The sequence below is a fragment of the Flavobacterium poyangense genome, from assembly GCF_011751075.1.
In the GTDB taxonomy this organism is placed as follows: Bacteria; Bacteroidota; Bacteroidia; order Flavobacteriales; family Flavobacteriaceae; genus Flavobacterium; species Flavobacterium poyangense.
The window spans coordinates 894,011-914,356 of record NZ_JAALLN010000001.1; the positions used below are offsets into that span (position 1 = coordinate 894,011).

Genomic DNA, 20,346 nt, shown 5'->3' on the forward strand with positions numbered 1-20,346 from the left:
TACGAAGTACACTCAACGGGTTATATTTACAATCTTACAACCTAATAAGATGGCAAAATTTTTAGTTCAGTACTTTCTTTTGTTTTTTATTTTTACTTCGGCAACAGCCCAGGTGGTACAAAACGAAGTACCACCACCCTACAATATAAAAACGGTAACTTTTGTTCAAAATGGCGCCAATGTGATCCCTATATTCGAGTTGGGTTCTAGTTTTGAATTACAATTTGATGATTTATTTGGCAATGAAGCCAATTATTATTTTGATATCACACACTGCGACTACAATTGGAAACCAACCGATATTCCTAAAGCAGATTACATCCGTGGTTTAGATAATCAAAGAATTATGGATTACTCCAATTCTTTCAATACCCTTCAGATCTATTCTCATTACAGACTTCCGTTTCCGAACCAGTTTACCAATCAATTAAGACTCTCGGGTAATTACATCCTGAAAATTCTGAACGAAGATAAAGAAGTTGTTTTTTCGAGAAAATTTATTCTCTACGAAGAACAGTCGACCGTAACCGTTCAGGTAAAAAGAAGCCGAAACCTCAGCAATATCGATTACAAACAAAACCTTGACTTTGCCATAATGTCAAACGATATTGTTTTTCAGACCCCTCTACAAAATGTAAGAGTACTGCTCTTGCAAAATGGAGATTTTAGTACCAGTATTAAAAACATAATCCCACAATACACCCTCGGAAATCAATTGGTGTATAAGTACGATAAAGAGACTCAATTTTGGGCAGGAAATGAGTTTTTGTATTTTGAAAACAAAGACATTCGTGCCGCAAACAATAACGTTGGAAAAGTGGGTTCCGGCGGTGATATTTACAATTCTTTTCTGTACACCAATCAGGCAAGAGCCAATCAGATTTATACTTTATATCAGGATGTAAACGGGAACTTTGTCGTTAAAAACATAAACGGCTCCAATAATGAAATTGAAGCCGATTATGCCTGGGTTTATTTTACGCTCTCTGCTCCTACATTCAGATCCAATAATAAAGATATTTATGTAACCGGAATGTTCAATAACTACAGCCTGACTCCCGAATACAAAATGGATTACAACACCGACAAAGGCGTTTTTGAAAAAGCGATCATGATCAAACAGGGCTTTACCAATTTTGAGTATAAAATTGCCGATAAAAAAGGTACTATTGATTATGAAAATGCGATTGACGGAAACTTCTACCAAACCGAAAACGACTACATTATACTGGTCTATTACAAACAAAGTTCTGATCGTTATGAGCGTGTTATCGGAAAAGGAAACGCTAACTCCATCAATATCACCAATTAAAAACATTGTTAAAGGATTTCAAACAAAGGATTTTTTTTTGTAAGTTTGCACGTATAACACACACATATATACTACGTTAGTATGGTTTCTCAGATTACACGAGGCATAAAAATATCTGTTTTAACTAGTTTTGAAGGTACCTACTTCAAGAACTATAAGATTCACTTTGCCTTTAGTTATGTAATTACAATTGAAAATCACAGTAAAGATTCTGTTCAGTTAACGTCTCGCCACTGGGAGATTTTCGATTCTCTTAACGACATTGAATTTGTTGACGGAGAAGGTGTTATTGGAAAAAAACCTGTTCTGAAACCCGGAGAGAACCACACTTATAGTTCGGGTTGTTTATTATCCTCTCCTTATGGTGCCATGAAAGGTTATTTTAACATGATTAATTTCACAACTACAAAAACATTCAAAGTAATTGTTCCTACTTTCAGAATGTGTGCCCCTTTTGCTTTAAATTAATTCTTTACTAAAACTATATTTCTTATAGTTATCTTATTCATAAAATTACCAAATTATTAATTTATCCTTTGTACTTTTGTGCAGCGTTAGATTATTCGTAACAAATCAAATTCTCTAACCCTTAAATTGTCTAATTATCTAATTTTAAATAACATGCTAAAAGGATTCTTTCACGTACCAAAAGCGGTAAACGAACCGGTAAAAGGATACGCACCAAACTCACCGGAAAGAGCAGCTGTTCAGGCCGCTTACACTAAAATGTGGAACGCACAAATTGATGTTCCGTTATACATTGGAAGTGAAGAAATTAAAACCGGAAATACCAGAACAATGTCAGCTCCTCACGATCACAAACATATCGTAGGAACTTATCACTTAGCTGAAAAGCAACATATTGAAAAAGCAATTGCTAATGCTCTTGAATCAAGAACTGCATGGGCAAACATGGCATGGGAACAACGTGCTGCTATTTTCTTAAAAGCAGCTGAACTTATTGCAGGACCTTACAGAGCTCGCATTAATGCTGCTACTATGATTGGTCAATCCAAAAATATACACCAGGCAGAAATTGATGCTGCTTGTGAATTAATCGACTTTTTACGTTACAACGTAGAATTTATGACACAAATTTACAACGATCAGCCAAAATCTGATTCTTCAACATGGAACCGTTTAGAGTACAGACCTCTTGAAGGTTTTGTTTACGCAATCACTCCTTTTAACTTTACTGCTATTGCTGCAAATCTTCCTGCAAGTGCTGCTATGATGGGTAACGTTGTAATCTGGAAACCAAGTGACAGCCAGGTATTTTCTACAAAAATCATTATCGAAGTATTCAAAGAAGCGGGAGTTCCTGATGGCGTTATCAACGTAGTTTTTGGAGATGCTTTAATGATTACTGATACTGTTTTAGCAAGTCGTGATTTTGCAGGAGTTCACTTTACAGGTTCAACTCACGTATTCAAAGACATCTGGGCTAAAATTGGAGCAAACATTCACCACTACAAAACATACCCAAGAATTGTTGGTGAAACCGGTGGTAAAGATTTTATCATTGCACACCCAAGCGCTAATGTAAAACAAGTAAGTACCGGAATTACTCGTGGTGCTTTCGAATTTCAAGGGCAAAAATGTTCTGCAGCTTCAAGAGCTTATATTCCACAAAGTTTATGGCCAGCTGTAAAAGAGCAAATAATTACTGATGTAAAATCAATGAAAATGGGTTCTCCGGAAGATTTTGGAAACTTCATTACAGCGGTAATTCACGAAGGTTCTTTTGATAAATTGGCGAGTTATATTGACCAGGCTAAAAAAGATGCTGACGCTGAAATCATCGTTGGAGGAAATTATGATAAATCGGTAGGATACTTTATCGAACCAACCGTTATTGTAACGACAAATCCAAAATACACTACAATGGAAACCGAACTATTCGGACCAGTAATTACTATTTATGTATACGAAGATGCAAAATGGGAAGAAACTTTAGAATTAGTAGACACTACTTCTGAGTATGCTTTAACCGGAGCTGTATTCAGCCAGGATCGTTATGCTATTGAAGTAGCAACTACCAAATTGCAAAATGCAGCCGGTAACTTCTACATCAATGACAAACCAACCGGAGCTGTTGTAGGCATGCAACCATTTGGTGGAGCAAGAGCATCAGGAACTAATGACAAGGCAGGTTCTGCACTAAACTTATTGCGTTGGGCTTCTCCTAGAACAATCAAAGAAACTTTTGTTACTCCGGAAGATTACAGATATCCATTTTTAGGATAATTTGCACCTACTGTCGTAACGACATTATATCTAAAATCCGAATCTTACATATAAGATTCGGATTTTTTTTTTGCTTCTTTTTTAAAATTATCTACAAAATCAATTCTCTTTTTTTTAGCCTATAGTGTGTTATGCAATAGGCAATTCGTCCCTTGATAATGACTCCCGATCGTTAACGATTAACTCTCGCCTTACAAATATTAATTGATTTATCGTTTTTACTGTTTTTCTTTTCTCCTTTGGAATATAATTTATAATGATAACCCGTTCGGGTGTAATTAAAAAGTAAGATTTAGTAAACATATAGAATGCTAAAATTAGAAATTAATATAGTGAGGGGTCCTAATCAAATTCTAATTTTCCTGCGTAGTCTAATGCAATTTATTTAAGGTAAGATTTCTTTTTTTCAGACTACGCAAAACAAAAATATATGTCTCAAAAACAATTACACCCAACGAGTTATTACAATGTTATCTCTTTGAAGATGTATTTATTCTAAAAAAGCAGATAAAAACAACTTATAATGATTTATGAATCTACGCCATTTACAACATGAAGTTAACTTTACTCTAATGCACATGAAAAACTTACAAAAACCACCGAAAACAATCAAAAAGTCCCAGAGCATTGGCCATGAAATTGATTACAAATGGAATGATAAAATTCTATCAAACCTTTTAGATCCTACTATAAACAACATTCATCTTGACAAAACATTAAACAAAATTGGTCATAAGGCCTCTTTAGGTCTTACCGCATCATTGTTGGAATGGGTATACTGGCGTTTTAAAGGACACTCTGCAATGTCTGATGAAATACACCAACGTATCGAAACTCTTTGGTTTTCAATTAAAAACCCCAAAAAGGCCAAACCGTTAGACTTTGACACTGATCTGAATTTTCCCATATCCGGTTTTATTAATGGTCCAATCTGGGTTGCCCTCATGAATGTAAGAATGATTGATGTGTTAAACAGAAAAGGTTCTTCTTTAATTCAAAGCGAATTAACGGGCCTCGTTTTAACAGTACGCCATCTTACTCCAAAGAAAAAAACATTTGACAAATGGTTTGAGGAAACAATCTCTAAACTTGTTGTCCAATTTCCAAATCAGAATAAGCAAATTGAATATTCTGAAGATGCTTTTTATGATGCATCGTCTGAGCCTGTAATTTGTCGCGAATATTTCTTTTCATCTTCATTTAAGTACAACCCCGATTCTGCTAAAAAAGCATTAAATAATTTTATTTCGGATATAGACTATACAACAAATACATTTTGCAGCATGAACAAAATCAATTAGAGCACCAAAATAATCTAACCGTAAAACCATAGATACAGATTATTAACCTAAACCCGATCGTTAAACAGTACTATTGAATCAGAAAAAAAATCCTCTCGATCAGTGGCAGCTATTTTTTAGTTTGCCACAGATTAAAAGGATTAAAATGATTACTTCTTTGTTGAAAAATAATTCGTGGAAATTCGTGCAATTTGTGGCAAGCTTTCTCTAGTTTGCCACAGATTAAAAGGATTAAAATGATTACTTCTTAGTTAAAAAAACAGTCTTATGGCTTTTATATTTTAAAGTTTGGAATTTGGACCCGAGCGCTAGCGAACTGGCGAAGCAATTTCAAAAATTGGAATTTTCACAAAACTATCCGTATACCATTTCACCTGCAGTGGCACTTTTGCATCTTTTATAGATTCCTCTGCTACTAGTTTTCCCGTTCCGTAATTCAGTTCAGAAAAAGGATTTTTATTTACATTTAACACCACCACCAAACGACTTCCTTTGCTCAATTGTTTACTGACCAAATGCGTATTCGAAAAAGGAATTGATTCTATGCTGTTCGGTTTTAATAATTCTCTTTTCGTACTATCTTTAGCATAACTGGCACGGCCTATATGATATGACAAATGAAAATACTCACCATTTGGCATTAGTTCATAAAGCGTAACACCAATATCCATATCTTTTTTATTGATACTTGCTTTTATTTCACCTGAAAACGAACCATTAATCAACACAGGCTCTTTTAGTACATCACTTATAAAAACAAACCCATTACTCGTATCAATTTCTTTTCTGATAATTGGATCCGGATAATACTCATTGTTTTGCGTTTGCCTGTCTGCAAAATCAACTTCCTGGTACAAATATTTCTTTTCAGTTGTTTTTTTATCCTTTAAAGCATAAAAATCCCCCGATTTACTGTCTGTTAGATAAAACTGCAGGAAACCATTGCTCATTTTATCGAGAGAAGGAGCGCTGCGCCACTCATTTGCCCCCATTACTTCATAGTTGATTTTATCTTTCAACATTTCGGGTTTAGGACCATTTTTCAGAATATAATCAAACCATTGGTAGGTTATTTTGCTCGTGCTGATGATTGCAGTTGGGTCAACCTTATAATCCCTCAAATCAGCCTGCCCTCCCACCTGAGCTCCAAAATGATCGTAAGGCCCTAAAATCATGTAAATCGGGGTTTTCGGATTGTATTTGCGGAGTTCCTTCGCATAGTATAAACTTGAATTCTGAGAATCATTATAATAACCGTCAAAAATCAAAACAGGAATATCTATTTGCTCAAAATCTTTGCCATATGGAATCATTTTCTGCCAGTATGCATCAAATGAAGGATGTTGCAACCATTTTTGCAAAAATTTGTTTGGTGTACCATCAATACTGTCTATTTTTTTATAAGAAACTCCCGTTTCATACCATTTAAAAGTCATTTTCCTGAAACGCTCTCTGTCAGCCCCTACAACAGTATCTAGGTACTTGTTATTGCCTACATAAAATGCCCATTCATAATTGGGATTTATAAAGATATTATTTTCCATAGGCAGTCCCTTTCCGGGTATACTTGCTACATAAGGCACTATTGTTTTAAGAGCGGGATGCTTTTTTTTACAAGCCGCCCATTGCGTATAGCCATTGTAACTGCCTCCGTACATGCCAACGCTTCCATTGCACCATTTTTGTTTGCTTATCCAATCAATAACATCATAAACGTCATTAGCTTCATTTTCATAAGGTGTAATTGCATCCGGGCTAAATCGTTTGCCCCGCGAATAGGAAATGATACCAACATAACCCCGATCTGCTGCTTTTTTCAGTGATTTCAACGCTCTTGCTTTCCCCTCGACATAAATAGTATGCTGCAATATAACCGGCAGTGGGGCAGAACTCTCTTTTTTTCGCACCACAATAGCTGATATAAGGGCGCCGTCTCTGGTTTTAATCATCACGCTATCCTGAATATCATAGGCACTTTTTATATCTTCCGATCTGGTTGTACTTGTCTGCTGCGAAAAAACATTCGACAGCATGAAAATAAAAAATACAAAATTTAAAATGGGTTTCATTGCTTGAGTTTTTAAATGTGAGTTTTAAATTTGGCACAAGGCAATAACAGTCCTTAACGATAGCTATGGATTCGTTTACCTCTATTGTGTCTGTAATGTTTGAATTTTGAAGCTTGCTTTTTTTGCTGTAAATAGTTAAAAACAAAAGCTTCTATTTAGTACTAAATCCTGTTGCTGCTTTTGAATTTAGCCGATTGGCGGTTTGAAACCTCTAATAATTCTCCGGTTTTTAGCTTTATTTCTAACCTGCCACTACTTGTTTTGTTTACTTCCCGGATGTATTTAATATTTACAATTTCGGTTCTGTTTATTCTAAAAAAAACAGTCTCATCCAATAGCTCTTCCCATTGACGGAGAGAGCGTCTTTGCAATGCTTTGTTACCTTGAAAATAAAGTCTGGTATAATTTTCCAGTGATTCAATTAAATAGATTTCATCCAATTGAATAAAGAATCGTTTTTCTCCATCCTTAATGAAAATTTTTTGATCTTTTGTTACAGCATTAGATAAATCGGATTTCTGTTTTATAGTATTCCTTATTTTTTCAATTGCTTTTGCAAAACGTTCTTCCCGTATGGGTTTCAACAGATAGTCTAAGGCATTTACTTCAAAGGCCTGCACAGCATATTCATTGTAAGCGGTAGTAAACAATACTTCGGGTGCTTTATCTAAAGATTCCAGTAAATCAAAACCGGATTTTTCGGGCATCTGAATATCTAAAAAAATTAAATCGGGCATTTCTGTTTCAATCAGATCCTTAGCGGTATCGGCATTTTCAGCTTCGCCTACAAGAATAAAGTCTTCGTAAAACTTCAATGCTCTTTTTAGCTCTTCTCTTGATGAACGTTCATCATCGACGATTACAACTTTTATCTTTTTCATTTCGACCGTATTAAAATAGTGGCTAAAACCGTTTCGTCATCCAGCTCTTTAATTTCAAAAGAAGCATTTCCGTTATAGTGCAAAAGCAATCTTTCTTTCAGATTGTTTAGTCCAATCCCCAAATTTTTTGTTTCATAAAACAGCTTTCCAGAATTTTGAACACTGATTTTTATGAAATTATTTTCCTCCTCTGTTTTTACACTGATAAATCCGCCGTGTTTTCTTTTTTCAATTCCGTGTTTTATTGCATTTTCAACCAGCGACTGAATACTCATAGGCAGAATTAAACAGTTAGACACAGCGGCACTTGTCACAATTTCTATTTGCAAACGCTCTTCAAATCGCATCTTTTCAAGCTCCAGATAATCTTTCACAAGATTCATTTCGTCATTTAAAGTTACTAATTCCCCAGTAGTACTACTTAAAGAACTCCTTAACAACTCAGACAAAAGATCAATTGCCCTCCTGGCCGAATATGGATTTTCTAATACGAGAAATTTAATCGTATTCAATGCATTAAAAAAGAAATGCGGATTAAGCTGTGCACTAAGAGTATTGAGCTGTGCTTCTTTTATTAATAGAGACAATCGGGCATTTTCCTTTACCCTTTCAATTTCAAGCCTTGAATAATGATACAAATGATAAGCCAGCACCCAAATAGACATTAATCTTGTTCCTGTTATAAAAACGGACAATTGCCTGTCTTTAAAAAACGCCATAAAAGAAATCCCAATATATTTTAAAGTAAACAAACGCACCAGATAAAGTTTACCAACAATCAAAAACAGATACAATACAGAAAGAATCAAAATACTAAGGACCATTTTCGGAACCAACCTTTTTAAAGTTAATTTATTCCAGCCTCTTTTTAAAGCAAAATTCCTGTAAAGATGGGTGAGTAAAATACCAATAGAGACATCCAATAGTAAGTCTGCAAGGCCTATTTTCCAAATAAAATTCCCGGTAAAAAAGGCCAGGCCACCCCAATACAAGGAAGTAATACTCCATGCAATAAGCTGAATTTTCCAATAAACCGATATTCTTGTAACTGTTTTCAAAATAAAAAGGATTCTTACAGTAGTAAAGATATCCCTATGCTACAGATTGAGCAAATAAAAGTATAGGAGCGAAAAATAATCGTAGATAAACGACATTAATTCTATTAACCGGAAAGTAAAAACCACAAATAACTATAATGAAGTTACTTGTGGTTTTGTTCTAAATCTTATTTTAAACCCTCCAGATCAAAACTGGAAATTGTATGAAAAGCGTCAATTTCAGTGTTTTTTATTCCTTTAAAGGTATCATAATTCACAACTAATAATTTCCCCTTATAAATAATGGTTTCACAGGGATTATCCAGTTGTCCGTCGGCACCATCTGCATTTTCGTTTTCCCAGATCAAAGAAAGAATATTAGTATCCAGGTTTAATTGGTGCACACTATTGTAATCATAATTTGCAATAAAAATAGAATTTCTTTTCTCGTCATAAAAAAAACCGTCACTGCATTTTAACTGATCTGAACTAAAGACAACTTTTTTAGATTTTACTTTTCCGTCTTTAAAAAACTCTATTTTAGTAATCACACCATCTCCAAAACTTCCTCCGTATAAATTCCCTTCTTTATCAAATGCAATTCCGTCAATTCCAAGCGAGTGCTTCTCAGTTCCCGGTTTCAAAGTAAACGTACTGAGAACATACTGCTGTTTATTTTCGGCATTCAAAGTAATTTTAGATTTGTTTAACTCATCAAGTGAAAAACTGTAAATAGCACTTTCTATATCCCAGTTTAATGAAGCATCTGTAATATAAATACGATTTTTGGACCAACGAAGTCCATCTGAAAAATTGAATCCTTCAACCAAAACCTCAGCATTAACCGGCTTACCCTCTTTGACCATAACCCTAATTAATCTTGAAATATTCGTTTTTCCCGCAAAACACTGATTGTCTACTACATATAAATTTCCGTCGGGACCAAACTCCATTCCCATCGGATGTACTCTTTGGGTCAGGGGATGTAACGGCAGTTGATCAAACCAGGTTATTGGTTTATCGTTTTTATCGAAGACCAGAATTTTACTCCCGAACTTTTCAAATGAAGTCGGATTGGTAACCGACAAATACAAATTTCCTTTTTTATCCAGAGCCATACCGTCCGGAGTGGTACAGGTTTCCCCTAAGTCGGCAAACAAAGTTGGTTTTATTAATTTTGAAGTTTCACTGTATACTATTTCTTGTTTCGTTTTCGCTTCAGCCAAGCCGCGTGAAGGTTCACCATATACAATGTCTTTTTTGGTCTTTTGAGCAATTAAATTTGGCGTACTGGTCAAAATCAAAAGACCAATTGCGACTTTACTAATTTTCTTCATTTTATTTTAGGTTTAATTATTTTTCAACATTCTGTATTTCATTTCAGTCTGTCTCCCAGAAATAAGACTAACAGCAAAATAATTTTGATCATCATTTATTATTTTTAAGCGAATATAATTTCAAAAACCGCTCTTATTTTTCACAGCTACAGAAACACGGTTTTAGCATCCAAATACTAACTTTCACCCGAATACCCGATTCGTATGCCAAAAGGCTATTTTCAGGAGCTAAATGTTATTATTCATCTTAACAACTCATACCCGATTTTATATTTTAGTATCTTGTCACCATTTAGAACAGTATATGACCTTTTTGAAAAATCTTGATGTAAAAAGAATCCTCCTGCATGTTGCCTACTGGATTTCATTTTTGCTTTTATACATGTCTTCCAAGCCCGAAGAAGACACTTATTATGTTTTTACATTTGTTTATGCATGGAAAATTCTGGCAGAGGTAACTGCCGCCTACGGATTGATTTACTGGATTATTCCGCAGACCCTTAATAAAAAAAAGTACCTTCTCTTTTTAGCCTGCGCAACAGCTTGGCTTTATTTTGTTTTTGCGCTTTTAATGACTTTTAAATACTATTACCTCCAACCCAAATTCCCTGCTTTCTTTGATGGCTGGCTTGGTCAGAAAATGTCTGTTCCCGAAAGATTAACTTCTTTTAAATTGATATTCAGAGAATTTTCTTTTATTACCTATCCTATTTTAATCTTAGGGTTTATCAGTTTTAACCGCAAACAACAACGTCTTTTAAAACTGGAAGAAGAAAAAAAATCAATGGAACTCAAGTTTCTGAAAAACCAACTGAACCCTCACTTTCTTTTCAATACGTTAAATAACTTATACGTTTTAACGCTAAAAAAAGATGATAAAGCGCCCGAAGTAATTGCAAAATTATCTGAGATTTTAGATTTTGTTTTATACCGTTGCAACGAAGATTATGTTTCAATAAATAAAGAAATTACTTTAATCGAAAACTATATTACTCTGGAGAAACTTCGTTACAACGAAAACAGGTTAAACATTTCCTTTATCAAAGACATTTCCGAAAACAATACCATTTCTCCGTTAATTCTACTGACTTTTATCGAAAATGCCTTCAAACACGGAGTGGTAAATGAAACTGAAAAAGCAAAAATTCAGCTGACCTTAGAAAGCAGAAAGAATCAGATTGTTTTTAGCATCGAAAACACAAAACCTCAAAACGAGCTGACCCCAGTTTCAGACAAATCTCAAATCGGATTAGTGAATGTTCAAAAGCAACTCGATTTGTTGTATCCCAAAAAACACCAACTAAAAATAGAAGAATCGCAAACCGATTTTAAAGTTGTGCTCTATCTGACGCCTTAACATTTTGAAGATCATAAATAAACAGCGTTGCGAATTAATACAAATAAAATGCAACAATAGACAACATAAAACCGCTACATTAGATTTCCGAAAATCTCAAAAACACTTATCCTTTTTTGAATGAAATACAAATGCATCATTGTTGACGACGAACCCTTAGCCAGAGAACTAATCGCTTCTCATCTGGTGAATTTTGAAAATTTCGAATTAACCGATTCGTTTGAGAATGCACTAAAAGCCTATACCTTTCTGGAAACAAATACGGTCGACTTAATTTTTTTGGATATCGAAATGCCCTTATTAAAAGGAAATGATTTTTTGAAGAAACTCAAAAATCCTCCCAAAGTAATTTTTACCACTGCTTACAGAGAATATGCTATAGAAGGTTATGAACTTAACGTGATTGATTATCTTTTAAAGCCTATTACGTTTGATCGTTTTTTTGTTTCGATAGAAAAATTCAAGCAATTGCAGCTTCCTAAAAAAGAAATAAAAGCAGTTGCTGAAAATCACATTTTTGTCGCCAACGGAAGTAAAAACATCAAAATTGTACTGGATGAAATTTTGTATATCGAAAGCCTCAAAGATTATATCACCATACATCTTGAAAATAAAAAATCGCATCACATCAAACAGAATATCTCAGCTTTTGAAAAACTGTTAGACATAAATTTTATCCGGATCCACCGTTCTTATATTATTCAAACCACTAAACTAACCGCTTATTCTAAAAATGAAGTTGAGATAAATGGTACAGAAATCCCAATAGGAAACAGCTACAAAGAAAATTGGCAAAACTATTTAGACATCAGTATACTGAAATAAAAAAATCCGGATCTTAAAAAAATCCGGATTTTCGTTAAACTTGAAACTGTAAACCTGAAACTAAAAAAGCCTAAGCCTTAAACTTCAGCGGCAAGTGCACCACTTTTTTAGTTTCAAAAAATTCATCTTCAAAAACAGTAGACAAATCATATAAAGTAGCAGCCGGAAAATCTTTCAGTTCTTCGGTCAAATCTCCTCCTTTTAGATAAAGGATACCGTTTTTTAGACTGTGTTTGTGTTGCTTTTTGATTTTATCTTTAATCCAGGAAACAAAATCCGGCATATTGGTTACCGCACGGCTCACAATAAAATCGAAATCTCCTTTTGCATTTTCAGCACGTAATTGTTCTGCTTTTACATTTTTTAATTCTAAGGCATCTACTACACCCTGAACTACTTTTATTTTTTTTGCGATAACGTCAATTAAATAAAAACGGGTTTCCGGAAAAAGAATCGCCAATGGAATTCCGGGAAATCCACCTCCGGTTCCAACATCCAGAACAGTTGTTCCGGGCTCAAACTTCATGATTTTTGCAATTCCAAGCGAATGCAAAACGTGTTTTGTATATAAGGCATCAATATCTTTACGCGAAATAACATTGATTTTTTCATTCCAATCGTGGTATAAAAAATCTAATTTTTGAAATTGTTCGATTTGAATGTCGGTCAAATCAGGAAAATATTTCAGAATCTCATCCATTGCTCTAATTTTTTAACAAAAGTAATACTTTACGATTGAAATATTTAACTCAATTTTGTAAATTGAAAATTTATAATAATTACCTTTGAAGACTATTTAAAACAATTATGAATAACACTGCGCCTACTTTTGCAAGACAAGACAATCTGAAATTTTTCAGAACGCTTAACTCTCGGGTTAACAACTACTTCAAAGACAACAATATTCAAAAAACCGGAAACTGGAAGCTGCACTTAAAAGCGGTTATTCTCTTTGCTGTATTCCTTACACCGTATTTTTTGATCCTTACACTTAATATGCCTTTTTGGGTAATGCTTCTTCTATCCATCGTAATTGGAATTGGAATGGCGGGTGTTGGAATGAACGTCATGCACGATGGAAATCACGGTTCGTACTCCAATAAAAACTGGATTAATAAATTCATGGGGGGAACTATTTACGTACTGGCAGGTAATGTTTACAACTGGCAGGTACAACACAATGTACTGCACCATACATACACCAATATTCCCGGACACGACGAAGATTTAGATGCAGGAAGAATCATTCGTTTTACCAAAGATGCTAAATGGCATAGTTTTCACCGTTTTCAACATTATTACTCTGTTTTCTTATATGGTTTATTGACTTTCAATTGGGCCATCACTACCGATTTTAAGCAAATGAGACGTTACCTTAAAAGAAAATTATCTTACGGAGAACTTAAAAGTCCTAAAATCCTTTGGACTACTTTAATTATTACCAAAGTTATTTATCTTTCTATCTGGATTGTTTTACCTATCGTAATCGGAATTAGCTGGTGGAAAGTTTTAATCGGTTTCTTTGTAATGCACTACACAGCCGGATTAATTTTGAGTATTATTTTTCAGTTAGCGCATGTTGTAGAAGAAACTACAAATCCTTCTCCAAATGAATTGGGAGAAATGGACAATACCTGGGCTATTCACCAATTGTTTACCACTACCAATTTTGCCCCTAAAAACGCAATCGTAAATTGGTATACCGGCGGATTAAACCATCAGATCGAACATCATATTTTTCCAAATATCAGTCACATTCACTACGGTAAAATTGCAAAAATTGTAAAAGAGACTGCAAAAGAATGCAACTTGCCTTATTACGAGTACAAAACAATGACCAGTGCCATTGTAGCTCATTTTAAGCATTTACGTGATCTTGGTATGAAACCTGAATTATCCGTTTAAAACTAAAAAAATCTATTAATAATTAACCTTCCTTAATTAAAGTTGAAATTAGGGACATCCAAAAATTTTATAATGAATCATATTCTTTCAGACAGAATCAACAACTTAGCGACATCACAAACCTTAGCAATGGCTGCTTTAGCACGTGAATTAAAAGCACAAGGAAAAGACATTATCAGTTTAAGTTTAGGTGAACCGGACTTTAATACGCCGGACTTTATTAAAGAAGCCGTTAAAAAAGCAGTAGACGAAAACTACAGCACCTATTCTCCGGTAGAGGGTTATTTAGAATTAAGAGAAGCAATCTGCAAAAAATTCAAAAGAGATAATGATTTAGATTACAAGCCATCTCAAATCGTGGTCTCTACAGGAGCAAAACAATCTTTATACAATATTGCACAAGTAATGTTAAACGATGGTGACGAGGTTATTTTACCTGCGCCTTACTGGGTTTCTTACTTCGAAATCGTAAAACTTTCAGGAGGAGTTCCTGTTGAAGTTCCAACCTCTGTAGATACTGATTTCAAAATTACACCGGCACAATTAGAAGCTGCCATCACACCAAAAACAAAAATGATGTGGTTCAGTTCTCCTTGTAACCCATCCGGATCTGTTTACAGCAGAGAAGAATTAACTGCTCTTGCAAAAGTGCTGGAAAAACATCCAAATATTTATGTAGTTGCTGACGAAATTTACGAGCACATCAATTTCTCAGGAACTTTCTGCAGTATCGGTTCTATTCCGGGAATGTTAGAAAGAACAATCACTGTAAACGGAGTTGCAAAAGCATTCGCCATGACAGGATACAGAATTGGTTATATCGGAGCTCCTGAGTTTATCGCAAAAGCGTGTGTAAAAATTCAGGGACAAGTAACTTCTGGAGCAAATTCTGTAGCGCAACGCGCGACAATTACAGCTGTAGAAGCTGATCCAAGCGTATTAAACCATATGGTTCAGGCTTTCCACACCCGTAGAGATTTAGTGGTTGGATTACTAAAAGAAATCCCAGGGATAAAAATCAACGTTCCCGAAGGTGCTTTCTATGTTTTCCCAGACGTTTCTTCTTTCTTCGGTAAAACATTAAAAGGAACGGAAATTAAAGATGCAAACGATGTTTCGATGTACCTTTTATCAGAAGCAAACGTAGCAACTGTTACCGGAGACGCCTTTGGAAATCCAAATTGTATTCGTTTCTCTTATGCGACAAGCGATGACATTCTAACAGAAGCATTACGCAGAATCAAAGAAGCTTTAGCAGCTTAATCACGATTCTAAACTATATCAATTGAAGCCTCAGGAAAATTTTTCTGAGGCTTTTTTTGTTAACATTTCATTTGAAAATTCGTCAAAAATATATCCCTATATTTGAAAACATCAAAGGAGAACATTCGTTAATCTAATTAACTCAAGTTGTGAAATGTGAGATGTGAGATGTGAGATGTGAGATGTGAGTCTGAGAAATTATCCGTTTTTGTACAACAACCAAATGAATTAGCAACCGATCAATGACGTGTAAAACTAAAAAACACTTACCAAATAAAACCAACTCAACCGAATATGAAACACTCCCTTATTTGTTCTATTTTATTTTTAATCACTAATTGTATTTTCGGGCAAACGAAACAAGACAGCCTGGAAATAAAAAGAGCCGCTCTGGACTATATTGAATCACAACATGTCCCAAATCCGGGTCAAATGGAACGGGCTCTACACCCAAGAATGGTAAAACGAACTTTTTGGACAGATAAAACAACCAATAAAGATTATGTTCGCGAAACCACAACAGAATCTATGGTTATACTTGCCGAAAGCTATAATAAAAAGGGAGACAAGTTTCCGCCTTCTCCAAAAAAAGAAGTCAAATTTCTTGATGTATCCGAGCGAACAGCTTCTTTAAAACTAATTGCTGATGAATGGATTGATTATATGCACCTTACCAAACTGAATGGTTCATGGAAAATTATCAATGTCCTTTGGCAGTTTAATGATGTCAACAAACACAAATAAACTATACGTTTTCAAAGCAAACGATAATTGGTTTTTTAATCCCGTGAAAATCCAAATCACATCAATTATAGCCTCAGGAAAATTTCTTGGGGCTTTTTTTAGAGGCAACGTACTTTGGCCTCACATGTAAACGGGAAACTCATTCTGAATCAAACTCAAAAATTGTGGGCTTTTTATAAAAACCTGTTCTTATGTTAAACAGCACAGTTTGTTTAACCGCAAGGACCGCAAGGATTTTTGTTAACTTTTATCGCAAAGAGCCCGCAAAGTATTAACACAAAGCAAAGTCTTTTACACGCAGATTTTGCAGATTAAGCTGATATTTGTTTTGTGCTCAGATAAAAACAATCTGAATAAATCTGCTACCCGAACGATAGCGAACTGGCGAAGCAAATCTGCGTGAAAAAATTTCACTACAAACATAGGAGCCCGCAAAGCTTTTATCGAAACTGCTATTTTTTATCTTAGCAACCTTGCCAAAACCTTTGCGGCCCTCGCGGTTAAATAAACACAATACTCTAGAAGATTTTTATCTCTTCACAGTTTTTCGTGTTGACCCCTTATTCTTTTAGCAGGAAAATAGAAAATAAATCTTACTTTCGTGCCATCAAATTTTAATCATAAAACCAACCAAATGATCACAAACTTTCGTGCTCTTTTCAGCATTTGTTCCTTAACAATTCTCTCTTTCAACCCAATCAAAGCCCAAACAACCGGCAACGCTATTAAAGCTTCTATAGGTTACGGGTCAAGCAGCAGTTATTACATCGAAAATTATGGAAGTCAAAAGGAAGTAGATGTTATGGGAGGCGGACTTTATCTTCAAGGCGAGTATATTATAGGAGTAAAATCATGGTTTAGTATAAGACCATATGCCGGTGCTATTTTTGAATCTGTCCCTAAAGATCAAAACATTCAAAATCAACCTCAATATAAAGTAACAACTAATGCTTTTTTAGTGGGAGGTAAAGTTCGTTTTTGTGCACCAATACCATGGGTTGCACCATTTGTTGAAGGTGGTATCGGAGCTTCAGCAGGTAAATTCGAAACCTTTACACCCAATATTAATTTTAATAAAAGTGACGTTTTACTACATATCCCATTTGGCTTTGGATTAGCTCTGGGAAGAAATAACAATTTCGAAATCGGTATTTCCGGCTACTTTCATCCAGCCGCAAAACAGTCCACCGGGGTATTTGCTCTTGGATATACTTTCCCACTTGACTGATAACACAAAAACTAATATTCTATGAAAAAAGTAATTCTAGACTTAGCCGTAACCTTAGATGGATTTATTGAAGGACCAAATGGAGAAATTGATTGGTGCATCATGGATGACGACATGGATTTTGATAGCTTTTTAGCAAGCATAGACACTATCTTTTATGGCAGAGTCAGCTATGACAGTTGGGGTAATTTTCAACCGGACACAGACACTAGCCTAGCTGAAAAAACACTTTGGAAAGGAGTACATTCAAAAAAGAAGTATGTTTTCTCCAGCCAAAATAGACAAGACAACAATGCCACTTTTATAAACTCTGACATAACAGCTAAGGTAAATGAAATTAAAAACCAGCCCGGAAATGATATTTGGCTATACGGCGGAGCAAGTCTTATAAAAACTTTTATTCAATTTAATCTTATCGATACTTACAGAATATCAGTTCACCCCATAGTTTTAGGAAATGGCAAACCTTTATTTGAAGACTTAAAAGATCGAATAGAATTAAAATTAATTACTACCAAGGCTTTTAAATCGGGGGTTGTACAACTTATCTATGAATTGGTGAGATAAAAACAAAATTTTTAAAAAGGATAATTCAAAAAGCTAAAGGCACCTACAAAAATGCCGGTGAAATAATAGTAAACCATTTTCCCAATACTAGGAAAATGGTTTAGCATGGTTCTAAATTTCAAAAAAAATCACCTCAGCACTAGCAATCTCGAATATTTTATAAGACCTTTGCACACTTTTTTTCGTGAATATCACAATAGCTAAAGTTTTAAAAATGAAGAAGAAGATTGAAATATTAGCGCCAGCCAGGGATTTAATTGGCGGAATGGCAGCCATTAACAGTGGTGCCGATGCTGTATATATTGGTGCACCTCAATTTGGTGCACGCTCTAACGCCAACAATTCTATTGAAGATGTTGCGGCCTTAGTAAAATATGCACACTTATTTAACGCTCAGGTTTTTGTAGTAATGAATACCATTTTGTACGACAACGAATTAGATACGTGTCGCGCAATGATTTGGCAATTATACGACATTGGCGTTGACGCTTTAATTATTCAGGACATGGCGATTATGGAAATGGACTTACCTCCTATCGTACTTCATGCCAGCACACAAGCCAATAATCGTGACGCCGATAAAATAAAATTCTTAAAAGACGCCGGAATCAAACGTGTGGTTTTAGCACGTGAATTAAACCTGCATCAGATTAAACAAATCTATGATGAAGCAGATGTTGAATTAGAATTTTTCGTAACCGGTGCGCTTTGTGTTTCTTTCAGTGGAAACTGTTATATGAGTGTTGCCAACGGAGAACGTAGCGCCAACCGTGGTTCTTGCGCGCAAAACTGTCGTTTACCTTATAACCTAATCGACGGGAACGGAGAAACTTTAATCAGAAACAGCCACTTGCTTTCTATTAAAGATTTAGACGTGTCAGATCAGATTCCAAATTTAATTGAAGCCGGAATTGTATCTTTTAAAATTGAAGGCCGATTAAAAGACGTTGCTTATGTTAAAAACAACGTATCCTATCTTCGTCAGAAATTAGACAGCTATTTAGAAGGAAGTGACAAATACATCAAAGCTTCTTCCGGAAAATGTACTTATACTTTTGACTCTACTTTAAACAGAACCTTCAATCGTGGTTATACGGATTATTTCGTAAACGAAAGACACAGCAGTATTGGTTCTTGGGAAAGTCCAAAATCAAAAGGTCAATATATTGGAAAATTAATTAGAACCGTTGGAAATGCTTACGAAATCGAAAACGGTGAATTACTAAACAACGGCGACGGACTTTGTTTCATCAACGAAAATAACGAAGCAGACGGGATTTATGTCAACAAAGCCGAAAACGGAAAAGTATATCCAAACGTTTTAAAGGAAATCAAAGACGGAACTTTTATCTACCGTAATAATGACACCGCTTTCATTAAAATTGTTGAAAGAGAAGACAGTGCCATCCGTAAAATAGGAACTACTTTATTGCTAACCGAAAACGAAAATGGTTTCGAATTAATCGCAACCGACGAAGACGGGAATGTAAGTATCGTAAAACTGGATCACGCAAAAGAACAAACGAAAAACAACGAATCAATCGCCGAAAATTTCAAAACACAACTGGCCAAAACAGGTTTTACACCTTACAGCGCCGATGAAATTGATGTCGTATTTTCTCAAAACTGGTTCCTTCCTATTTCTAAAATCAACGAAATGCGAAGAAATGTTTTCGATCAATTGACCGAAATTCGTTTAGCAAATTACAAACGTGAAGAGCACCAATTGGTAAAAACGTCACATCCATATCCGGAAACCAAATTGGATTTTATGTACAACGTTTCGAACAAAACAGCTCGTAAATTCTACGAACGTCACGGTGTTACCGAAATCGAAAAAGCATTCGAATTACAATGGGATCCTGGAAAATCTCGTGTAATGACAACGAAATATTGCATTAAATACGAATTAAAAAAATGTCCAATTCACCAAAAAGACATAGTAGGAACTAAAGTCAAAGAACCATTGGTATTAAAACAAGGCGAATTAGAATACAAACTAAAATTCAACTGCAAACCTTGTGAAATGGAAATCTGGGAAAAAGACGCTGAATTTGAAATTGAAGAAGATCATTTTCATTAGAAGTATAGCTTTTTAACCGCAAGGGACGCAAAGAGTTACGCAAGGTTCGCAAAGATTTTAAAATAAATCTTTGCGAACCTTTTTTTTATACCAATCCATAAAAAAGACTTTGCGATCTTAGCGAATGCACATGTTTGCTGAGAAATTTTCTCACGCAGATTTAGCAGATTTATTCAGATTGTTTTTATCA

General features: G+C 34.9%; 17 protein-coding genes. 12 read left to right on the forward strand and 5 right to left on the reverse strand.

Annotation, left to right across the window (positions count from 1 at the left end; translation table 11 throughout):
* Positions 1-49 precede the first annotated feature (49 nt).
* The 4 genes from G3A47_RS03605 (at position 50) to G3A47_RS03620 (ending at position 4,860) form a co-directional block, all read left to right on the forward strand.
* Complete coding sequence (locus tag G3A47_RS03605) at positions 50-1,312, forward strand: type IX secretion system plug protein (protein ID WP_166920490.1); 1,263 nt, start codon at positions 50-52, stop codon at positions 1,310-1,312.
* 81 nt (positions 1,313-1,393) lie between these two features.
* Positions 1,394-1,780, forward strand: a complete 387-nt coding sequence (gene apaG / locus G3A47_RS03610; RefSeq protein WP_047778341.1) for a Co2+/Mg2+ efflux protein ApaG — start codon at positions 1,394-1,396, stop codon at positions 1,778-1,780.
* A gap of 153 nt (positions 1,781-1,933) precedes the next feature.
* The gene (pruA, locus tag G3A47_RS03615) at positions 1,934-3,559 is read left to right on the forward strand and encodes an L-glutamate gamma-semialdehyde dehydrogenase (protein ID WP_166920492.1); all 1,626 of its coding nucleotides are present in this window, start codon (positions 1,934-1,936) and stop codon (positions 3,557-3,559) included.
* Positions 3,560-4,137: 578 nt separating this feature from the next.
* The gene (locus G3A47_RS03620) at positions 4,138-4,860 is read left to right on the forward strand and encodes a hypothetical protein (RefSeq protein ID WP_166920494.1); all 723 of its coding nucleotides are present in this window, start codon (positions 4,138-4,140) and stop codon (positions 4,858-4,860) included.
* Positions 4,861-5,168: 308 nt separating this feature from the next.
* Here G3A47_RS03620 and G3A47_RS03625 read toward each other — a convergent pair whose 3' ends face one another.
* The 4 genes from G3A47_RS03625 to G3A47_RS03640 all read right to left on the reverse strand — a co-directional run bounded on the left by G3A47_RS03625 (position 5,169) and on the right by G3A47_RS03640 (position 10,184).
* A complete protein-coding gene (locus tag G3A47_RS03625; protein WP_166920496.1) occupies positions 5,169-6,929 on the reverse strand; it encodes a CocE/NonD family hydrolase in 1,761 nt (586 codons plus the stop codon).
* Between the two features lie 161 nt (positions 6,930-7,090).
* Positions 7,091-7,810 (reverse strand): LytR/AlgR family response regulator transcription factor, encoded by a 720-nt coding sequence (locus G3A47_RS03630; protein WP_166920498.1) that lies wholly within the window; start codon positions 7,808-7,810, stop codon positions 7,091-7,093.
* Positions 7,807-8,868 carry a sensor histidine kinase gene (locus tag G3A47_RS03635; protein WP_166920500.1) on the reverse strand — a complete coding sequence of 354 codons (1,062 nt, stop codon included), beginning with the start codon at positions 8,866-8,868 and terminating at the stop codon, positions 7,807-7,809. Before G3A47_RS03635 ends, G3A47_RS03630 begins: the two co-directional genes overlap by 4 nt.
* Before the next feature lie 167 nt (positions 8,869-9,035).
* Entirely contained in the window at positions 9,036-10,184 is a 1,149-nt protein-coding gene (locus G3A47_RS03640; protein WP_166920501.1) for an SMP-30/gluconolactonase/LRE family protein, read from the reverse strand.
* A gap of 304 nt (positions 10,185-10,488) precedes the next feature.
* On the opposite strand from G3A47_RS03640, the gene G3A47_RS03645 reads away from it, so the two are divergent.
* Together G3A47_RS03645 and G3A47_RS03650 are read left to right on the forward strand one after the other, a co-directional pair.
* A complete protein-coding gene (locus G3A47_RS03645) occupies positions 10,489-11,541 on the forward strand; it encodes a sensor histidine kinase (RefSeq protein WP_166920503.1) in 1,053 nt (350 codons plus the stop codon).
* A gap of 120 nt (positions 11,542-11,661) precedes the next feature.
* Positions 11,662-12,366 (forward strand): LytR/AlgR family response regulator transcription factor, encoded by a 705-nt coding sequence (locus G3A47_RS03650; protein WP_166920505.1) that lies wholly within the window; start codon positions 11,662-11,664, stop codon positions 12,364-12,366.
* A gap of 70 nt (positions 12,367-12,436) precedes the next feature.
* On the opposite strand, the gene rsmG is transcribed toward G3A47_RS03650, so the two are convergent.
* Positions 12,437-13,066 carry a 16S rRNA (guanine(527)-N(7))-methyltransferase RsmG gene (rsmG, locus tag G3A47_RS03655; protein WP_166920507.1) on the reverse strand — a complete coding sequence of 210 codons (630 nt, stop codon included), beginning with the start codon at positions 13,064-13,066 and terminating at the stop codon, positions 12,437-12,439.
* A gap of 107 nt (positions 13,067-13,173) precedes the next feature.
* Between rsmG and G3A47_RS03660 the strand changes: the two genes are divergently transcribed.
* The 6 genes from G3A47_RS03660 to G3A47_RS03685 all read left to right on the forward strand — a co-directional run bounded on the left by G3A47_RS03660 (position 13,174) and on the right by G3A47_RS03685 (position 20,156).
* Positions 13,174-14,271 (forward strand): fatty acid desaturase family protein, encoded by a 1,098-nt coding sequence (locus G3A47_RS03660; RefSeq protein ID WP_166920509.1) that lies wholly within the window; start codon positions 13,174-13,176, stop codon positions 14,269-14,271.
* 72 nt (positions 14,272-14,343) lie between these two features.
* Entirely contained in the window at positions 14,344-15,534 is a 1,191-nt protein-coding gene (locus tag G3A47_RS03665) for a pyridoxal phosphate-dependent aminotransferase (protein ID WP_166920511.1), read from the forward strand.
* 294 nt (positions 15,535-15,828) lie between these two features.
* Entirely contained in the window at positions 15,829-16,278 is a 450-nt protein-coding gene (locus tag G3A47_RS03670) for a nuclear transport factor 2 family protein (RefSeq protein WP_166920513.1), read from the forward strand.
* Positions 16,279-16,912: 634 nt separating this feature from the next.
* Entirely contained in the window at positions 16,913-17,506 is a 594-nt protein-coding gene (locus tag G3A47_RS03675; protein ID WP_166920514.1) for a hypothetical protein, read from the forward strand.
* A 21-nt stretch (positions 17,507-17,527) separates the two neighbouring features.
* Positions 17,528-18,073 carry a dihydrofolate reductase family protein gene (locus G3A47_RS03680; RefSeq protein ID WP_166920516.1) on the forward strand — a complete coding sequence of 182 codons (546 nt, stop codon included), beginning with the start codon at positions 17,528-17,530 and terminating at the stop codon, positions 18,071-18,073.
* A gap of 214 nt (positions 18,074-18,287) precedes the next feature.
* On the forward strand, positions 18,288-20,156 hold the full coding sequence (locus tag G3A47_RS03685) for a peptidase U32 family protein (protein WP_166920518.1): 1,869 nt from the start codon (positions 18,288-18,290) through the stop codon (positions 20,154-20,156).
* Positions 20,157-20,346: the final 190 nt, after the last annotated feature.